Origin of the sequence: Paraburkholderia phenoliruptrix, assembly GCF_902859825.1 — a bacterium.
Lineage (GTDB): Bacteria > Pseudomonadota > Gammaproteobacteria > Burkholderiales > Burkholderiaceae > Paraburkholderia > Paraburkholderia phenoliruptrix.
On the sequence record NZ_CADIKB010000018.1, the window covers coordinates 80,417 to 95,631 of the forward strand.

The following is a 15,215-nucleotide window of genomic DNA, read 5'->3' on the forward strand; positions in this document are numbered from 1 at the left end:
CGTCGTGTTCTACAGGCGGCGCATCGCCGGCTTTTCATGCAAGCTTCTTTTCAATCTGCGGCGCCGCTGCGGCCGCTCGCGGCCGACGGCGACAGCACCTCCCGCGGCAAGCCCAGCGCGTTCGCCGCCGATTCAGGCGCGGCCACACTCAACGATCCTGATAACGCCCCCGCCGTGCGTCTGCTGACCGACACGCTGCGTGAGGCGACTCGCCGCAGCGCGTCGGATCTTCACATCGAGCCGTCAGAAAACAGCTGGCGGGTGCGGCTGCGCATCGACGGCGTGTTGCACGAATTGGCGCCGCCGCCGGCTCACCTGCGGGACGCCTTCATCACCCGTGTAAAGGTGCTGGCGCGGATGGACATCGCGGAGCGCCGCATACCGCAAGACGGCCGGCTGCGGATCGCGACCTCGCCGGGACGGATCGAGGACTACCGCGTCAATTCCCTGCCCACGCTGTTCGGCGAAAAGCTGGTGCTGCGCCGGCTCGACGCTCTGCCAACCGACCTTTCGCTCGACTCGCTCGGCCTCGACGCCCGCCAACGGCAAACCGTCGATGCGGCCATCCGCGCGCCGCATGGCCTCGTGCTTGTCACAGGGCCGACTGGCAGCGGCAAGACTCTCTCACTGTACTGCTTTCTGAATCTGCTCAACAGCGAATCGCGCAATCTCTGTTCGGTGGAAGATCCGGCGGAAATCCAGCTGGCCGGCATCAATCAGGTCAGCGTGCGCGAGAAGGCCGGGCTGACCTTTGCGGTCGCGTTGCGCGCGTTCTTGCGCCAAGACCCGGATGTCGTCATGGTCGGCGAAATCCGCGACGACGAGACCGCCGACGTCGCCGTGAAAGCCGCGCAAACCGGCCACCTGGTTCTCTCGACTTTGCATACGAACGACGCCCCGGCCGCCGTCGCGCGTCTGATCGACATCGGCGTCGAACCGTACAACCTTGCTGCCGCGTTGCGCATGGTGACCGCGCAGCGGCTGGTGCGGCGGCTGTGCGAGGCGTGCCGGGCGCCCGCGCCGCATTCGGCGGCAGCGTTAGAAGCCGCGGGGTTCGCCGACCATCGGCTCGACGGCTGGCAGCCGTATGCGGCGAAGGGCTGCGCGGCATGCCACGGCATCGGTTATCGAGGCCGCGTCGGCATCCATCAGGTGATGCCGGTATCTGACGCCATGCGTGAGCTGATCGTCGCCCGCGCAAGCACGCATGAGCTCGCGCGACAGGCGCAGAGCGAAGGCGTCCGCACGCTGCGCGATGCCGCGTTGGCCCGCGTGCGCGACGGCACAACGAGTCTCGCCGAGGCACTCGCGGCGACGGAGGTCGCGTGAACACGCCGACCGCAAGCCCGCTAAGGCCTGCAGATATTCGCTTCCGATGGCGCGGTGTCGATGCGGACGGCGGCCGCAAAACCGGCGCACTCATTGCGCCGGATGCAGGCACGGCTCGGGCGCTCCTCCAGCGCGACAAGCTGTTCGTGGTCGATCTGAAGGCCGAAGGTCCCGCCCCGCGCCCAAGCGCCAATGCCGCCGAGGTCACGTTGTTCACACGCCAGCTCGCCAGTCTTCTGCGCGCCGGCTTGCCGCTCGCGCCCGCGCTCGATCTGCTGGCGCAGGCGCCAGGCTCGCGTCGCATGGGCATGCCGCGCATCGTCGGCACGCTGGCGCGCGACATCACGGCCGGCCTGCGGTTTTCGGCTGCGTTGCAGCGGCATCCGGCGCAGTTCAATGCGCTGTATTGCCAGCTCGTCGAGGTCGGCGAGGCGGCGGGCGCCCTCGCCGGAGTTCTCGCCCGAATCGCCGACGACCGCGAACGCGCCGCCGCCCAGCGTTCGAAAGTGCGCGCGGCGTTGACCTATCCGCTCGCGATTTTGCTGCTGGCTCTCGCGATTACCGCTGCGTTGCTGGTCTGGGTCGTACCGACTTTCAAACAGATCTTCGACGGCTTCGGCGCCCGCCTGCCCGCGCCCACGCAGTTCGTCCTCGCGCTGTCGTCCGGCGTGGCGCGATGGAGCGTTCCGGCCATTGCGGTCATCGTCGCGACGACCTCGATAGTGACGTTTCTCCTGCGGCGCTCCGAAGCGGCACGCATCCGCTTCGCCCGCCTATCGCTGAAAATACCCGTCGCCGGAACGCTGCTCGCCACGCTGTGCTCTGCGCGCTGGAGCCGCGCGCTCGGCACCTTGCTGTCGGCCGGCACGCCGCTCGCCGATGCCTTCGACTCGCTCACTCACGCCACCGGCAATGCGTTTTTCGACCATGCCACCGTCGACATCGCGGCCCGGCTGCGCCGCGGAGAACGGCTCGCTGCGGCTATGCGGGCGGCGCGCTGCTTTCCGCCCGAGGTGGTGCAGCCGATCGCGGTTGCCGAGGAGTCCGGAGCAATCGACTCGATGCTGCTCGACGTGGCCTCATTGGCCGATCGTCAGGTCGACGAAAAGATCGGCGCGCTGGCGAGCCTCGGTGAACCGCTCGTCATCATTGTGTTGGGAGCGCTCGTCGGCGGTCTCGTCGTCGCCATGTATCTTCCCATTATTCAACTCGGCAACGTGGTGTAGCATCGCAGCCGAACCCATCGTTTATCCATGCAGGCAGCTTATTCACTCGTGTCAGACACTTCATCCAGCCTGCTTTCGGGCGCATTTTCGAACCTGCTTCCGGCGCATTTCGCAGCCGTTCCCGGCGAGGCATTCGGCAGCCTGCCCGCCGGTTGGCAGTTCGCCTTTGCAATCGTGTTCGGGCTCGCAATCGGCAGCTTCCTGAACGTGGTCGTCCACAGGCTGCCGATCATGCTCGAACGCGCATGGCGTCTGGAAGTCAGCGAGGCGACCGACGAACCTTTCGAAGAAGACAGCCTGCCTACGCGCTACAACCTGTGGGTGCCGCGCAGCGCCTGTCCTCACTGCGGGCACGTGCTGCGCGCGTGGGAGAACGTGCCGGTGCTGAGCTACCTGCTGCTGCGCGGGCGCTGCTCCGAATGCAAGGCGCACGTGAGCCTGCGTTACCCGGTGGTCGAGGTCGCGAGTGCGGCACTCGCGGCGGCCGCGCTCGCGCTCTTTGGCCCGACACTCGCCGCGCTTGCCGCGTTCGGGCTGTGCGCGGCATTGTTGGCGATGAGCATCATCGACATGGACACGCATCTGCTTCCCGACTCCATGACGCTGCCGCTCTTGTGGGCCGGCATCGTCGTCAACTTCAACGGGGTCTTCGCGAGCCTGCACGACGCGGTGCTCGGCGCTATCTTCGGCTATCTGGTGCTATGGGCCGTGCATTGGCTGTTCCGGCTGGTACGAGGTATCGACGGAATGGGTTACGGCGACTTCAAGCTGCTGGCCGCGCTGGGCGCGTGGCTTGGCTGGGCGGCGCTGCCGCAGATCGTGCTGGTCGCCGCCGTGGCAGGCGCGGTCGTCGGGCTCGCAGCAACCTGGCGTGGCCGGATGCGCTTTGAAGAGCCGCTGCCCTTCGGGCCGTTTCTGGCAGCGGGCGGCGCCCTCACCCTGTTTCTCGGCACACCGCTCTACCTGGCTCTCGGAGGCTGAAGCATGTTCGTTGTGGGATTGACCGGCGGCATCGGCAGCGGCAAATCGACGGTGGCGGACCTGTTCGCGGCGCACGGCGTGCCGATCGTCGACACAGACCTGATCGCGCATCGCATCACGGCTCCGCAAGGAATGGCGATGCCGCAGATCGCCGCCGAATTCGGCCATGCTTTCGTCGCCGCCGACGGCTCGCTCGACCGCGCCCGCATGCGCGCCCTCGTCTTCAGCGACGACGCCGCGCGCAAGCGCCTCGAAAACATCACGCATCCGTTGATTCGCGTGGAAACCGAGCGCGAGCAGCGCGAGGCGGAGGGACCCTATGTGATCGTCGTGGTGCCGCTGCTCGTCGAGTCGGGCAGTTGGAAAAACAGGGTAAATCGCGTGCTTGCCGTGGATTGCAGTGTGGAAACGCAAATCTCCCGTGTAATGATCCGCAACGGTTTCAGCCGCGACCAGGTGCTTGCGATCATCGCGCGTCAGGCGACTCGCGAAGCGCGCCTTGCCGCCGCGGACGACGTTATCGTGAACGACGACGCGCCGCTTGCGGCGCTGACGGCGCAGGTCGACGCGCAGCATCGCACGTACCTGGCGCTGGCGGCGGCCTGATCGGCGGCATCGGAAACAGTCGGCCACACACTGCAAGCGCGCGGGGAACGCCGTGCGCAGGCCGTTAGACAAAAACAGCGCTTGCGGTGCGTCACCGGTTGGCGCGAATCGTTGAACTTCGGCACTTTCCGCATGCCGAACCGGCTGAAAACCGCCGAAAACACGCGAAAAACTTTGCCAAAGCACGCGCAAAACGCGCGCGATTGCTAGGGTAGTCCCACGGCATTAGAATGTCCTGCATTCCCGTCACCGACCACGCCCGAGGCGAGCCCGCTTGATCCTTTACGAGTACCCCTTCAACGAGCGAATCCGGACGCTATTGCGCCTCGAAGATCTGTTCGAGCGCTTCACGTTCTTCCTGACGCAGGAAGACGCCAGGGAACACCACGTCGCACTGACCACGCTGTTCGAGATTTCAGAGGTAGCGGGTCGCGCGGATCTCAAGTCGGATCTGATGAAGGAACTCGAGCGGCAGCGGCAAACGCTCGCGCCGTTTCGGGGCAATCCGGGCATCGAGCAGAACGCGCTCGAAGTCGTGCTCGGCGAAATCGAGCAGACCCTCGCGGGCCTCTCGCAAATGCAAGGCAAAACCGGCCAGCATCTCGCAGAAAACGAATGGCTTGCCAGCATCCGCAGCCGCGCCATCATTCCGGGCGGCACCTGCAAGTTCGACCTGCCGTCCTATTATGCGTGGCAGCAACTTCATCCCGACCAGCGCCGTCAGGACATCGCCAAATGGGTCACGCCGCTGCTTCCGCTGCGCGACGCCGCAACTATCGTACTGAGGCTCGCACGCGAGTCGGGTCAGGCGTCGAAAGTCATGGCCATGGCGGGCAGCTATCAGCAAATGCTGTCGGGCCGCTCCTATCAATTGATGCAGGTACGGGTCGCGCCCGAATTGCGCGTGATTCCCGAGGCCAGCGCCAACAAGTACATGCTGTGGGTGCGCTTCACGGTGCAGGACGGCGATCTGCGTCCGCGCGCGGTGGATGTCGACGTGCCCTTTCAGCTTACGCTCTGCAGCCTGTAGGCCAGGCCCGTCCCGACTGTCAGATAGATTCGAACAGATCCGGCGGCTTTACTCTGCCGCGCCTTTGAAGCGGCGAGAAATGGCCTTATATTCGTTACTTGTTCCATCTGCCATGTCTGCCTGACCGTATGCCAACCGTCGTCAAATGCCCCACTTGCGGAAAGGACGTCCGCTGGACACCTGAAAATCGATTCCGCCCGTTCTGCTCAGAACGCTGCAAACAGATCGATCTCGGCGCCTGGGCCGCCGAGAAGTACAAGATCGGCGGGACCGATCAGGACGCACCGTCGGACGAGACGCCTGGCGGGGATTACAACCCGCATTGATCGACGGCGCGCGCTGTTCCACCTGCGTCGAAGCGCCTCGGAATAACCGCGCGAAAAACGGCGTCGCGTGGTGACTCTCTCAGCGGGGGTCAATCGACCCTCCGACGTCCGTGCACTTTCCCTATGCAGCCTGTTCCGCCGCGAGCCATTCGAGCACGGGAATCGTGGCCGGCAGCAGCGGCGAAACGTCGGCGGGCAACGCCTGCCAGACAAACGCCTGGCCTTCGCGGCCGTGCGGCTTGCCGGTCCACTGCGTCACCTTGCAGAAATAAAGCCGCACATAAGCGTGCGGATAGTCGTGTTCGAGCGTGTGCCACAAGTGGCACGCTTTGACGTCGATACCGAGTTCCTCGTGCAACTCGCGCGCGAGCGCCGCCTCGACCGATTCGCCCGCTTCCAGCTTGCCGCCGGGAAACTCCCAGTAGCCCTCGTACGGCTTACCTGCGGGACGTTGCGCGAGCAGATAGCGGCCATCGGGCTGCACGAGCACGCCAACGGCAACCTCGGTGACGGGCCGGCCCGCCGCGTTCTTCTGAGCGTCGCTCATGCCTGTGATTTCCTGCCGGACCAATCGCGCGCGAACTGCCACGCGACACGTCCCGAACGCGACCCGCGCTCCAGCGCCCAGACGAGCGCCTCGCCGCGCGCCGCCTCGACTTCCGCGTCGGTGCAGCCGAAATGGCGCAACCAGTGCGCGATGATCGACAGGTAGTCGTCCTGCTTAAACGGATAAAAGCTGACCCACAGCCCGAAACGTTCTGACAGCGAGATCTTCTCTTCCACCAACTCACCGGGATGAATCTCACCGTCGGACGTGTGCTTGTACGTCTCGTTATCGCTCATATACTCAGGCAGCAGATGGCGCCGGTTGGAGGTCGCGTAAATGAGCACGTTGTCTGACTGCGCGGCGACCGAGCCGTCCAGCGCGACTTTCAGCGCCTTGTAGCCCGACTCGCCGTCTTCGAACGAGAGGTCGTCGCAGAACACCACGAAGCGCTCCGGACGCTGCGCGATCAGCTCGACGATGTCGCCGAGGTCGTGCAAATCGTCCTTGTCCACTTCGATGAGACGCAGCCCGTCTTTCGCGTAGGCGTTCAGGCAGGCCTTGATCAGCGACGACTTGCCGGTGCCGCGCGCGCCCGTCAGCAGCACATTGTTCGCCGGCAGCTTGTGGACGAATTGGCGCGTGTTCTGCTCGATCAGCGCTTTTTGGCGGTCGATGTTTTGCAGGTCGTCGAGCTTGATCTCAGAAATGGCCGGCACTGCCTGAAGGTAGCCGCGCCCCTGGCGCTTGCGCCAGCGGAATGCGACCGCCGCCGACCAGTCGATGTCAGGCGCGGCGGGCGGAAGCATCGCCTCCAGGCGGACGAGCACGGCTTCGGCTCGCGTCAGAAACTGTTCGAGTTTGTCCATGACCATGATGAGCGGCCGAAAGGCCGCGTGATGAACCGGGTTACGAGCGGTAGTCGGCGTTGATGCTCACGTAGTCGTGCGACAGGTCGCAAGTCCAGATCGTGGCTTGCGCATTGCCGCGACCGAGCACGACGCGAATGCCGATCTCGCTCTTCTTCATGACGCGCTGGCCGTCTTCTTCGCGGTACGCCGGGTTGCGGCCGCCGGCCGTCGCGACCAGCACGTCGTCCAGATACAGATCGATTTTGCCGACGTCGAGATCGTCGATGCCGGCATAGCCGATGGCCGCCAGAATGCGGCCGAGGTTCGGGTCCGATGCGTAGAAGGCCGTCTTCACGAGCGGAGAGTGGCCGATCGCATAGGCGATCTGGCGGCATTCGCCGACGCTCGAACCGCCTTCCACATGAACCGTCATGAATTTGGTCGCGCCTTCGCCGTCGCGCACGATCAGTTGCGCGAGCGTTTGCGCGACTTCAGTCACCGCATCGCGCAACGCGGCGTAGGCGGGCGAGTCGGTGGAGGTGATGGCCGGCAGGCTCGATTTGCCCGACGCGATCAGAATGAAGGAGTCGTTGGTCGACGTGTCGCCGTCGATCGTGATGCAGTTGAACGAGCGGTCTGCCACGTGTTTGACGAGCGCGTCGAGCACCGGCTGTGCGACGGCTGCGTCGAATGCAAGGAAGCCGAGCATGGTGGCCATGTTCGGCTTGATCATGCCGGCGCCCTTGCTGATGCCCGTGAGCGTAACCGTGTGCCCCTCGATCGTGACCTGACGCGAGGCCGCTTTCGGCAGCGTGTCGGTGGTCATGATCGCCTGCGCGGCGTCGTACCAGTTGGCTTCCTTGCGGTTCGCGAGCGCGGCCGGCAGGCCGGCTTTCAGGCGATCGACCGGCAGGGGCTCGAGAATCACGCCCGTCGAAAACGGCAGCACCTGCTCGGGCGCAATATCCGCCAGACGCGCGAGTTCAGCGCAGGTTTCCCGCGCATGCGCGAGGCCCGGGTCGCCGGTGCCCGCGTTTGCATTCCCGGTGTTGATCACCAGCGCGCGAATCGGCTTGCCGCCGCCGCGCACGCGCGCGAGATTCTCGCGGCAGACGGTGACGGGCGCCGCGCAGAACCGGTTCTGCGTGAAGACGCCGCCGACCGTCGCGCTTTCGTCGACGGAAATCACCAGCACGTCCTTGCGGTTCGGCTTGCGAATGTTCGCCTCCGCCCAGCCGAGCGTGACGCCGGCCACGGGATGCAGTTGAGCGGGATCGATCGAGGGGAAATTGACAGCCATGGTCGCGACCTGTCGAAGAAAATGCCGGCGGGCGCCGGCATAAAGGAAAACGGAACTGGTGGCTCGGGGAGGGTGCCGCACCACCGCGCAATCAACAACACCACACGGTGCAAAAGAGACGCTGTAAAGCGACGCGGCGCGCCTCAGAGCGCGCCGCCTTCGGCATTATGCGATCTTGCCGTGACACTGCTTGTACTTCTTGCCGCTGCCGCACGGGCATGGGTCGTTGCGGCCGACCTTCGGCACGCTGTCCGCACCGACAGGCGACGCGGTTTGCGCCGACGCCGCGTGGCTCATTGCGTCGCCGATCATGGCGGCGGTGGCGGCTTCCGCGGCGGCGGGCGCCGCAGCCGACGCTTCGGCAAACTCCGCGTGGCGGAACTCCACATTCTCGAGGTGGCCGCCCTGCTCTTCCATCTGCTCGGCGGCCTGCTCGAGCTGCTCGGGCGACTGGATCTGCACGTTCATCACGATACGGGTGACTTCGAGCTTGACCGCGTCGAGCATGGCGGCAAACAGTTCGAACGCCTCGCGCTTGTATTCCTGCTTCGGGTTCTTTTGCGCATAGCCGCGCAGATGGATACCCTGGCGCAGATGGTCCAGCGCCGCCAGATGCTCGCGCCAGCTCCGGTCGAGCGTTTGGAGCATGATCGAGCGTTCGAACGCGCTGAACGACTCCCGGCCGACCAGTTCGACCTTCGCCTCGTAGGCTTCGTCCGCGGCGGCCTGCACGGCCTCCAGAATCTCGTCCGACGTGATCGAGTTCGACTCGTTGATCATTTCCTGGATCGCGAGGTCGAGCTGCCATTCGTTGCGCAGCACTTCTTCGAGTTCCGGCACGTCCCACTGTTCTTCGATGCTGCCCGGCGGCACGAACTGGTGAACGATGTCCGCAATCACGCCATGACGCATTGCGCCGATGGTTTCGGTGATGTCGTTCGCCTCCAGCAGCTCATTGCGCTGCTGGTAGATCACCTTGCGCTGATCGTTGGAGACGTCGTCGTATTCGAGCAGTTGTTTACGAATATCGAAGTTGCGCGCCTCGACCTTGCGCTGCGCGGATTCGATGGAACGCGACACGATGCCCGCTTCGATCGCCTCGCCTTCCGGCATTTTCAGGCGGTCCATGATCGCGCGCACGCGGTCGCCCGCGAAAATGCGCAGCAGCGGATCTTCCAGCGACAGATAGAAGCGCGACGAACCCGGGTCGCCCTGACGGCCCGCGCGGCCGCGCAGCTGGTTGTCGATCCGGCGCGATTCGTGACGTTCGGTGCCGATAATGTGCAAACCGCCCGCCGCCTTCACCTGATCGTGCAGCGCCTGCCATTCGTCGTGCAGCTTCTGGATGCGGCGCTGCTTTTCGTCGTCGGGAATCGTCTCGTCCTGTTCGATGAACGACGCCTGCTTCTCGGCATTGCCGCCGAGCACGATGTCGGTACCGCGACCGGCCATGTTGGTGGCGATCGTGATGCGCTTCGGCCGGCCCGCTTCCGCGACGATCTCCGCTTCGCGCGCGTGCTGCTTGGCGTTGAGCACCTCGTGCGGCAAACCGGCCTGCTTCAGCAGATGCGACAGCAGCTCCGAGTTTTCGATCGACGTGGTGCCGACCAGCACCGGCTGCCCGCGCTCATAGCAATCGCGGATGTCGCGGATCACCGCGTCGTAGCGTTCCTTGGCCGTCTTGTAGATCTGATCCTGCTTGTCGATCCGCTTGGGCGGACGGTTGGTCGGGATCACGACCGTTTCGAGACCGTAGATCTCGTTGAATTCGTACGCTTCCGTGTCCGCCGTGCCGGTCATGCCGGCCAGCTTCGCGTACATGCGGAAGTAGTTCTGGAACGTGATGGAAGCGAGCGTCTGGTTCTCGCTCTGAATCTTCACGTGCTCCTTTGCCTCGACAGCCTGATGCAGCCCGTCGGACCAGCGGCGGCCCGCCATCAGACGGCCGGTGAATTCGTCGACGATGATCACTTCGCCGTTCTGCACCACATAGTGCTGGTCGCGGTGGAACAGCGTGTGGGCACGCAGCGCCGCGTACACGTGATGCATCAGCGTGATGTTCTGCGGCGCGTAGAGGCTCTCGCCCTCGCCAATCAGGCCCCATTCGGCGAGCAGGCGCTCGGCCTTTTCGTGGCCCGATTCCGTGAGGAACACCTGACGGCCCTTTTCGTCGAGCGTGTAGTCGCCCGGCTTTTCGACGCCCGTGCCGTCCGCCTTCTCTTCGCCGATCTGGCGCTCGAGCAGCGGCGGCAGCGCGTTCATGCGCACGTAGAGTTCGGTGTGGTCTTCGGCCTGGCCGGAGATGATGAGCGGCGTACGCGCTTCGTCGATCAGGATCGAGTCCACTTCGTCGACCACGGCGAAGTTGAGCCCGCGCTGCACGCGCGCTTCGGGCTCGTACACCATGTTGTCGCGCAGGTAGTCGAAGCCGAACTCGTTGTTCGTACCGTACGTGATGTCCGCGGCGTAGGCCTGCTGCTTGGCCGCGTGGTCCATTTGCGACAGATTGATGCCGACCGACAAGCCGAGGAAGTTGTAAAGACGCGCCATCCACTCGGCGTCGCGCTGGGCGAGGTAGTCGTTCACCGTCACGACGTGAACGCCGCGGCCCGACAGCGCGTTCAGATAGACCGGCAGCGTGGCGACGAGCGTTTTACCTTCGCCGGTGCGCATTTCGCCGATCTTGCCGTAGTGCAGGACCATCCCGCCGATCAGCTGCACGTCGAAGTGGCGCATTTTCAGCACCCGCTTGCTCGCCTCGCGGCAGACGGCAAACGCTTCCGGCAGGATCTTGTCGAGCGACTCGCCGCTCGCGACGCGCTGGCGGAATTCGTCCGTCTTCGCGCGCAGTTGCTCGTCCGTCAATTGCTCGATCTGCGGTTCGAGCGCATTGATCGCCGCGACGGTCTTTTGATATTGCTTGACTAGCCGCTGGTTACGGCTGCCAAAAATCTTCTGTAGAAAACCGGTGGTCATCGGATCGGTGTCTGCGTCGCGGCTTCGGCTGGTCGCGGCGTGCGGTTCATGCACGCGCGCTCCGGGGTCGGAATGGCCTCGGCGGCTTAGTCCAAGAGTGAATTCGAATCGGGCATTTTAGCACGCGCCCCCGCCCGCGCTGATGTCAGCGGCGCGAGGCCGGGAACGCAGCAAACCCCGCCCCGCCGCGCTTCGCGGCTGCCGATGCGGCCGGCCCGCGGTGCATGCTGCGCGGTACAATTGCGGCAGGTTCGCGCGTCGGGCGCGGACACGCCGTCACAGTCAAACATGAGCCGTTTTCCCTCGTTTTCAAGGCCGCCCAGGCAGTTCGAGGCGCGCCGCCCGCAGCCGGTCGCCGACGTGCTCAATCGCACGGACGCGTTCGCCGCGCTGCGCGCGGGCGTCGAGCAGATTGCGGCGCTGGAAAAGGACCTGCGCGACCTGCTGCCCGACTACCTGGCGACGAGCGTCGAACCCGGTTTTATCAAAGAAGGCGTGCTCTCGCTCTTTGCTGCGCACAACGCGCTCGCGGCGCGTCTGCGGCATCTGGAGCCGCGGCTCCTGGCGGATTTGCAGCAGCGCGGCTGGCCGGTCAATGCGCTGCGCATCCGCGTGCGGCCGCAGCCCGCCAAAGAGCCGCCGCCCGTCAAGCAGGCGCGCATGACGCCGGCCGGAGCCGACGCGCTGCACGCGCTCAGCGAATCGCTCGCGCCGTCGCCGCTGCGGGAGGCGCTGGCGAAAATGGCGGCGCGGCATCGGCGAAATCGCTGAACAAAAAAAAGCGGCTCGTCTGAGCCGCTTTCTTTTCGTCCACTCGCTTCGGAAATTTCACCGAAGACGCGATGCCGATTCTTTATGCAAAAGCCGTCTGCGTCTCATAAGCAAAGCCGCGCGGCGCCTTCTGTGTGTCGTCGAACGTGACGATTTCGTACGAATCTTCGTGCGCGAGCAACTCGCGCAGCAGCGCGTTGTTCAGGCCGTGACCCGACTTGTAGGCGTTGTACGAAGCCAGCAGCGGATGCCCGACCACATACAGGTCGCCGATTGCGTCGAGCATCTTGTGCTTCACGAACTCGTCGTCGTAACGCAGCCCGTCGTTGTTCAGAATGCGATATTCGTCGAGCACGATCGCGTTGTCCATGCTGCCGCCGCGCGCGAGGCCCAGTTCGCGCATCATTTCCACTTCGTGAGCGAAGCCGAACGTGCGGGCGCGTGCGATTTCGCGCACGTACGACGTGTTGGCGAAATCGACTTCCAGCGCCTGGCCGGTTTTATCGACAGCCGGGTGGCGGAAATCAATCGTGAATTTGAGCTTGAAACCGAAATACGGATCGAGGCGGGCGAATTTGTCGCCGTCGCGAATCTCGACGGGCTTCGTGACCTTGATGAACTTCTTCGCGGCGTTCTGCTCTTCGATTCCCGCCGATTGAATCAGAAACACGAACGAGCCGGCGCTGCCGTCCATGATCGGAATTTCTTCCGCGGTGACATCGACATACAGATTGTCGATGCCGAGACCGGCGCAGGCGGACATCAGATGCTCGATGGTCGAGACGCGCGCGCCGTCTTTCTGCAACACGGAAGCGAGGCGCGTGTCGCCAATCGCCATGGCCGACGCAGGAATGTCCACCGGCGTGGGCAAATCCACGCGCGAAAACACAATGCCCGTATCCGGCGCTGCGGGGCGGAGCGTCAGGTCAACCTTGCGGCCGGAATGCAAGCCGATGCCGACCGTCTTGACGATTGATTTGATGGTGCGCTGCTTCAACATGGTGATCTTTTGTTCGATTGAAAATCCCAATCGGGACTTTTTATTCCATAGCACGAATTATACTCCATAACCCTAAGAAGCGTCTTCGCGCGGAAAGTATCAATCTGTTTCGCTGCATTACCCGCATTTTCCAACGGGCACCCGTGAGGGAAAGCGTGACGGGCCGGCGTCCGGAACGGAGGCGTTTCCGGTCGTCGGCCCGCGTAACGGCCTGTCACAAAGCGTCATGCTCGCCGTTGCCATTGCGCCACGCGGCGGACCGCGTGTCGGGCGAAGGCGCCGACGCTTCCATAACTAGCTTAACGTGGCGAGGATACTCCCTGCATCGCTTACTTCGAATTTGCCGGCAGCCTCGACGTTCAACGTCTTGACCACGCCGTCGTCGACAACCATCGCGTAGCGCTGGGAACGAATCCCCATGCCGCGCGCCGACAAATCCTGCTCGAGACCGAGCGCTCGGGTGAAAGCCGCACTGCCGTCCGCCATCATGCGCACCTTGCCCGAGGCGTGCAGATCGCGTCCCCACGCGCCCATCACGAACGCGTCGTTCACGGACACACACCAGATTTCGTCGACGCCGGCCGCGCGCAACTGCGCGGCGTGCTCGACATAACCCGGTACATGTTTGGCCGAACAGGTCGGCGTGAAGGCGCCGGGCAATCCGAAGATCACCACGCGCTTACCCGCCGTCTGCTCGCGCACGTGGAAGCTGTTAGGCCCGATCGTGCAGCCCGCCCGCTCGTCTTCGACATATTCGAAGAGCGTTGCGTCGGGCAGCTTGTCACCAGCTTGAATCATGCTCAGTCCTTTGCATCGATGCGAAGCATCGTTCGCACGTCATCGTGTCGCAGTGAATCGGCGACAGTTGCCCGATCCGCTTCGCGATTGCGAAGAGGGCACTTGTCCTTGCCGCGAATCCGACGATACGCGGCTTGTCTGCCGTTCACCCGCCACGCTCGTGCATTCGTCCGCCAACGCCTGAAATCCGGAAAAAACCCGGCGGCGCGGCAGCGAAAGCCTGCCCCGTGCGCTCAGTCCGCCTGCTTGCGCAGGAAAGCCGGAATGTCGTACGTGTCGACGCCCTTTTCCTGCAGCGCCTGCACGTGCGAAGCCGCGGTGTCGCGCGACGTGCGCCACACAGCCGGCGTGTCGAGCGCGCCGTAGTCCGCGGTGCTCGCGTGCGACGGCGTGGCGTACGAAGCGTGCTGTGCGGCGATCGGCTGATTGTCGGTGCCGGTGCGCAGGAGCGTCATCGGTGCCGATTGCTGCTTCTTCGCCGCGCGGCCGAGACCCGTTGCCACGACCGTCACGCGCAGCGCGTCGCCCATTGCGTCGTCGTACACCGCGCCGAAGATCACCGTGGCGTCTTCCGCTGCGTAGCTCTTGATCGTGTTCATCACTTCGCGCGTTTCCGACAGACGCAGCGAACGGCTCGACGTGATGTTGACCAGCACGCCGCGCGCGCCCGACAGGTCCACGCCTTCCAACAGCGGGCTGGCAACAGCCTGCTCGGCCGCGAGACGCGCGCGATCGACGCCGGCCACCGTGGCCGTGCCCATCATGGCCTTGCCCTGCTCGCCCATCACCGTTTTCACGTCTTCGAAGTCGACGTTCACCAGACCGTCGACGTTGATGATTTCCGCGATGCCGGCCACTGCGTTGTTCAGAACGTCGTCAGCGCACTGGAAGCACTTGTCCATCTCGGCGTCGTCGCCCATCACCTCGAACAGCTTGTCGTTCAGAACGACGATCAGCGAGTCGACGTGATCCTCCAGTTGCTGCGAACCGGCTTCTGCCACACGCATGCGCTTGCCGCCTTCGAATTCGAACGGCTTGCTCACCACGCCAACAGTCAAGATACCCATTTCCTTGGCGATTTGCGCGACCACCGGCGCTGCGCCCGTGCCCGTGCCGCCGCCCATGCCGGCCGTGATGAAGACCATGTGCGCGCCGCGCAGTGCGTCGGCGATGCGCTCACGTGCTTCTTCCGCTGCGGCGCGGCCCATTTCCGGCTTGGCGCCGGCGCCCAAGCCCGTGTTGCCCAACTGGATCACCGCGGTGGCGCGCGAACGCGACAGAGCCTGCGCGTCCGTGTTCATCACGATGAAGTCGACGCCTTGCACGCCCTTGTTGATCATGTGCTGAACGGCATTGCCGCCAGCGCCACCTACTCCGACCACCTTGATGATGGTGCCGTTCGTTTCGGTTTCCAGCATCTGGAATTCCATGTTGCCTCCGTCAAGATAAAAAATTGCAGCCACTCGGCCGTTATTCG

14 protein-coding genes are annotated in these 15,215 nt (G+C 64.4%); 7 read left to right on the forward strand and 7 right to left on the reverse strand.

What is annotated here, in order from left to right; all coding sequences use genetic code 11:
- Positions 1 to 36: 36 nt before the first annotated feature.
- The 6 genes from HV711_RS18695 (at position 37) to yacG (ending at position 5,498) form a co-directional block, all read left to right on the forward strand.
- Positions 37 to 1,329, forward strand: coding sequence for a GspE/PulE family protein (locus tag HV711_RS18695; RefSeq protein ID WP_035484296.1), 1,293 nt, complete (start codon positions 37 to 39; stop codon positions 1,327 to 1,329).
- A complete protein-coding gene (locus tag HV711_RS18700; protein ID WP_035484297.1) occupies positions 1,326 to 2,555 on the forward strand; it encodes a type II secretion system F family protein in 1,230 nt (409 codons plus the stop codon). The genes HV711_RS18695 and HV711_RS18700 overlap by 4 nt, the downstream gene beginning before the upstream one ends.
- Before the next feature lie 27 nt (positions 2,556 to 2,582).
- Positions 2,583 to 3,536 (forward strand): prepilin peptidase, encoded by a 954-nt coding sequence (locus HV711_RS18705; RefSeq protein ID WP_035484300.1) that lies wholly within the window; start codon positions 2,583 to 2,585, stop codon positions 3,534 to 3,536.
- 3 nt (positions 3,537 to 3,539) lie between these two features.
- Positions 3,540 to 4,142 carry a dephospho-CoA kinase gene (gene coaE, locus HV711_RS18710; RefSeq protein ID WP_035484302.1) on the forward strand — a complete coding sequence of 201 codons (603 nt, stop codon included), beginning with the start codon at positions 3,540 to 3,542 and terminating at the stop codon, positions 4,140 to 4,142.
- A gap of 274 nt (positions 4,143 to 4,416) precedes the next feature.
- Positions 4,417 to 5,172, forward strand: a complete 756-nt coding sequence (zapD, locus tag HV711_RS18715) for a cell division protein ZapD (RefSeq protein WP_013589679.1) — start codon at positions 4,417 to 4,419, stop codon at positions 5,170 to 5,172.
- Positions 5,173 to 5,300: 128 nt separating this feature from the next.
- A complete protein-coding gene (yacG, locus tag HV711_RS18720; protein ID WP_082201575.1) occupies positions 5,301 to 5,498 on the forward strand; it encodes a DNA gyrase inhibitor YacG in 198 nt (65 codons plus the stop codon).
- Positions 5,499 to 5,619: 121 nt separating this feature from the next.
- Here the strand turns inward: yacG and HV711_RS18725 are convergent, their stop codons facing one another.
- The 4 genes from HV711_RS18725 to secA form a co-directional block, all read right to left on the reverse strand.
- Positions 5,620 to 6,045, reverse strand: a complete 426-nt coding sequence (locus tag HV711_RS18725) for an NUDIX domain-containing protein (protein ID WP_035484304.1) — start codon at positions 6,043 to 6,045, stop codon at positions 5,620 to 5,622.
- The gene (locus HV711_RS18730; protein WP_035484326.1) at positions 6,042 to 6,911 is read right to left on the reverse strand and encodes an ATP-binding protein; all 870 of its coding nucleotides are present in this window, start codon (positions 6,909 to 6,911) and stop codon (positions 6,042 to 6,044) included. The genes HV711_RS18725 and HV711_RS18730 overlap by 4 nt, the downstream gene beginning before the upstream one ends.
- Before the next feature lie 40 nt (positions 6,912 to 6,951).
- Positions 6,952 to 8,193, reverse strand: coding sequence for a bifunctional glutamate N-acetyltransferase/amino-acid acetyltransferase ArgJ (gene argJ / locus HV711_RS18735; RefSeq protein ID WP_028362429.1), 1,242 nt, complete (start codon positions 8,191 to 8,193; stop codon positions 6,952 to 6,954).
- Positions 8,194 to 8,358: 165 nt separating this feature from the next.
- Positions 8,359 to 11,169, reverse strand: a complete 2,811-nt coding sequence (gene secA / locus HV711_RS18740; protein WP_013589684.1) for a preprotein translocase subunit SecA — start codon at positions 11,167 to 11,169, stop codon at positions 8,359 to 8,361.
- Positions 11,170 to 11,457: 288 nt separating this feature from the next.
- Between secA and HV711_RS18745 the strand changes: the two genes are divergently transcribed.
- On the forward strand, positions 11,458 to 11,940 hold the full coding sequence (locus HV711_RS18745) for a DciA family protein (protein WP_028362427.1): 483 nt from the start codon (positions 11,458 to 11,460) through the stop codon (positions 11,938 to 11,940).
- Positions 11,941 to 12,022: 82 nt separating this feature from the next.
- Here the strand turns inward: HV711_RS18745 and lpxC are convergent, their stop codons facing one another.
- The 3 genes from lpxC to ftsZ form a co-directional block, all read right to left on the reverse strand.
- Entirely contained in the window at positions 12,023 to 12,940 is a 918-nt protein-coding gene (gene lpxC / locus HV711_RS18750) for a UDP-3-O-acyl-N-acetylglucosamine deacetylase (RefSeq protein WP_027802319.1), read from the reverse strand.
- 294 nt (positions 12,941 to 13,234) lie between these two features.
- A complete protein-coding gene (locus HV711_RS18755; RefSeq protein ID WP_035484306.1) occupies positions 13,235 to 13,738 on the reverse strand; it encodes a peroxiredoxin in 504 nt (167 codons plus the stop codon).
- A 233-nt stretch (positions 13,739 to 13,971) separates the two neighbouring features.
- Positions 13,972 to 15,168 (reverse strand): cell division protein FtsZ, encoded by a 1,197-nt coding sequence (ftsZ, locus tag HV711_RS18760; RefSeq protein ID WP_013589688.1) that lies wholly within the window; start codon positions 15,166 to 15,168, stop codon positions 13,972 to 13,974.
- Positions 15,169 to 15,215 lie beyond the last annotated feature (47 nt).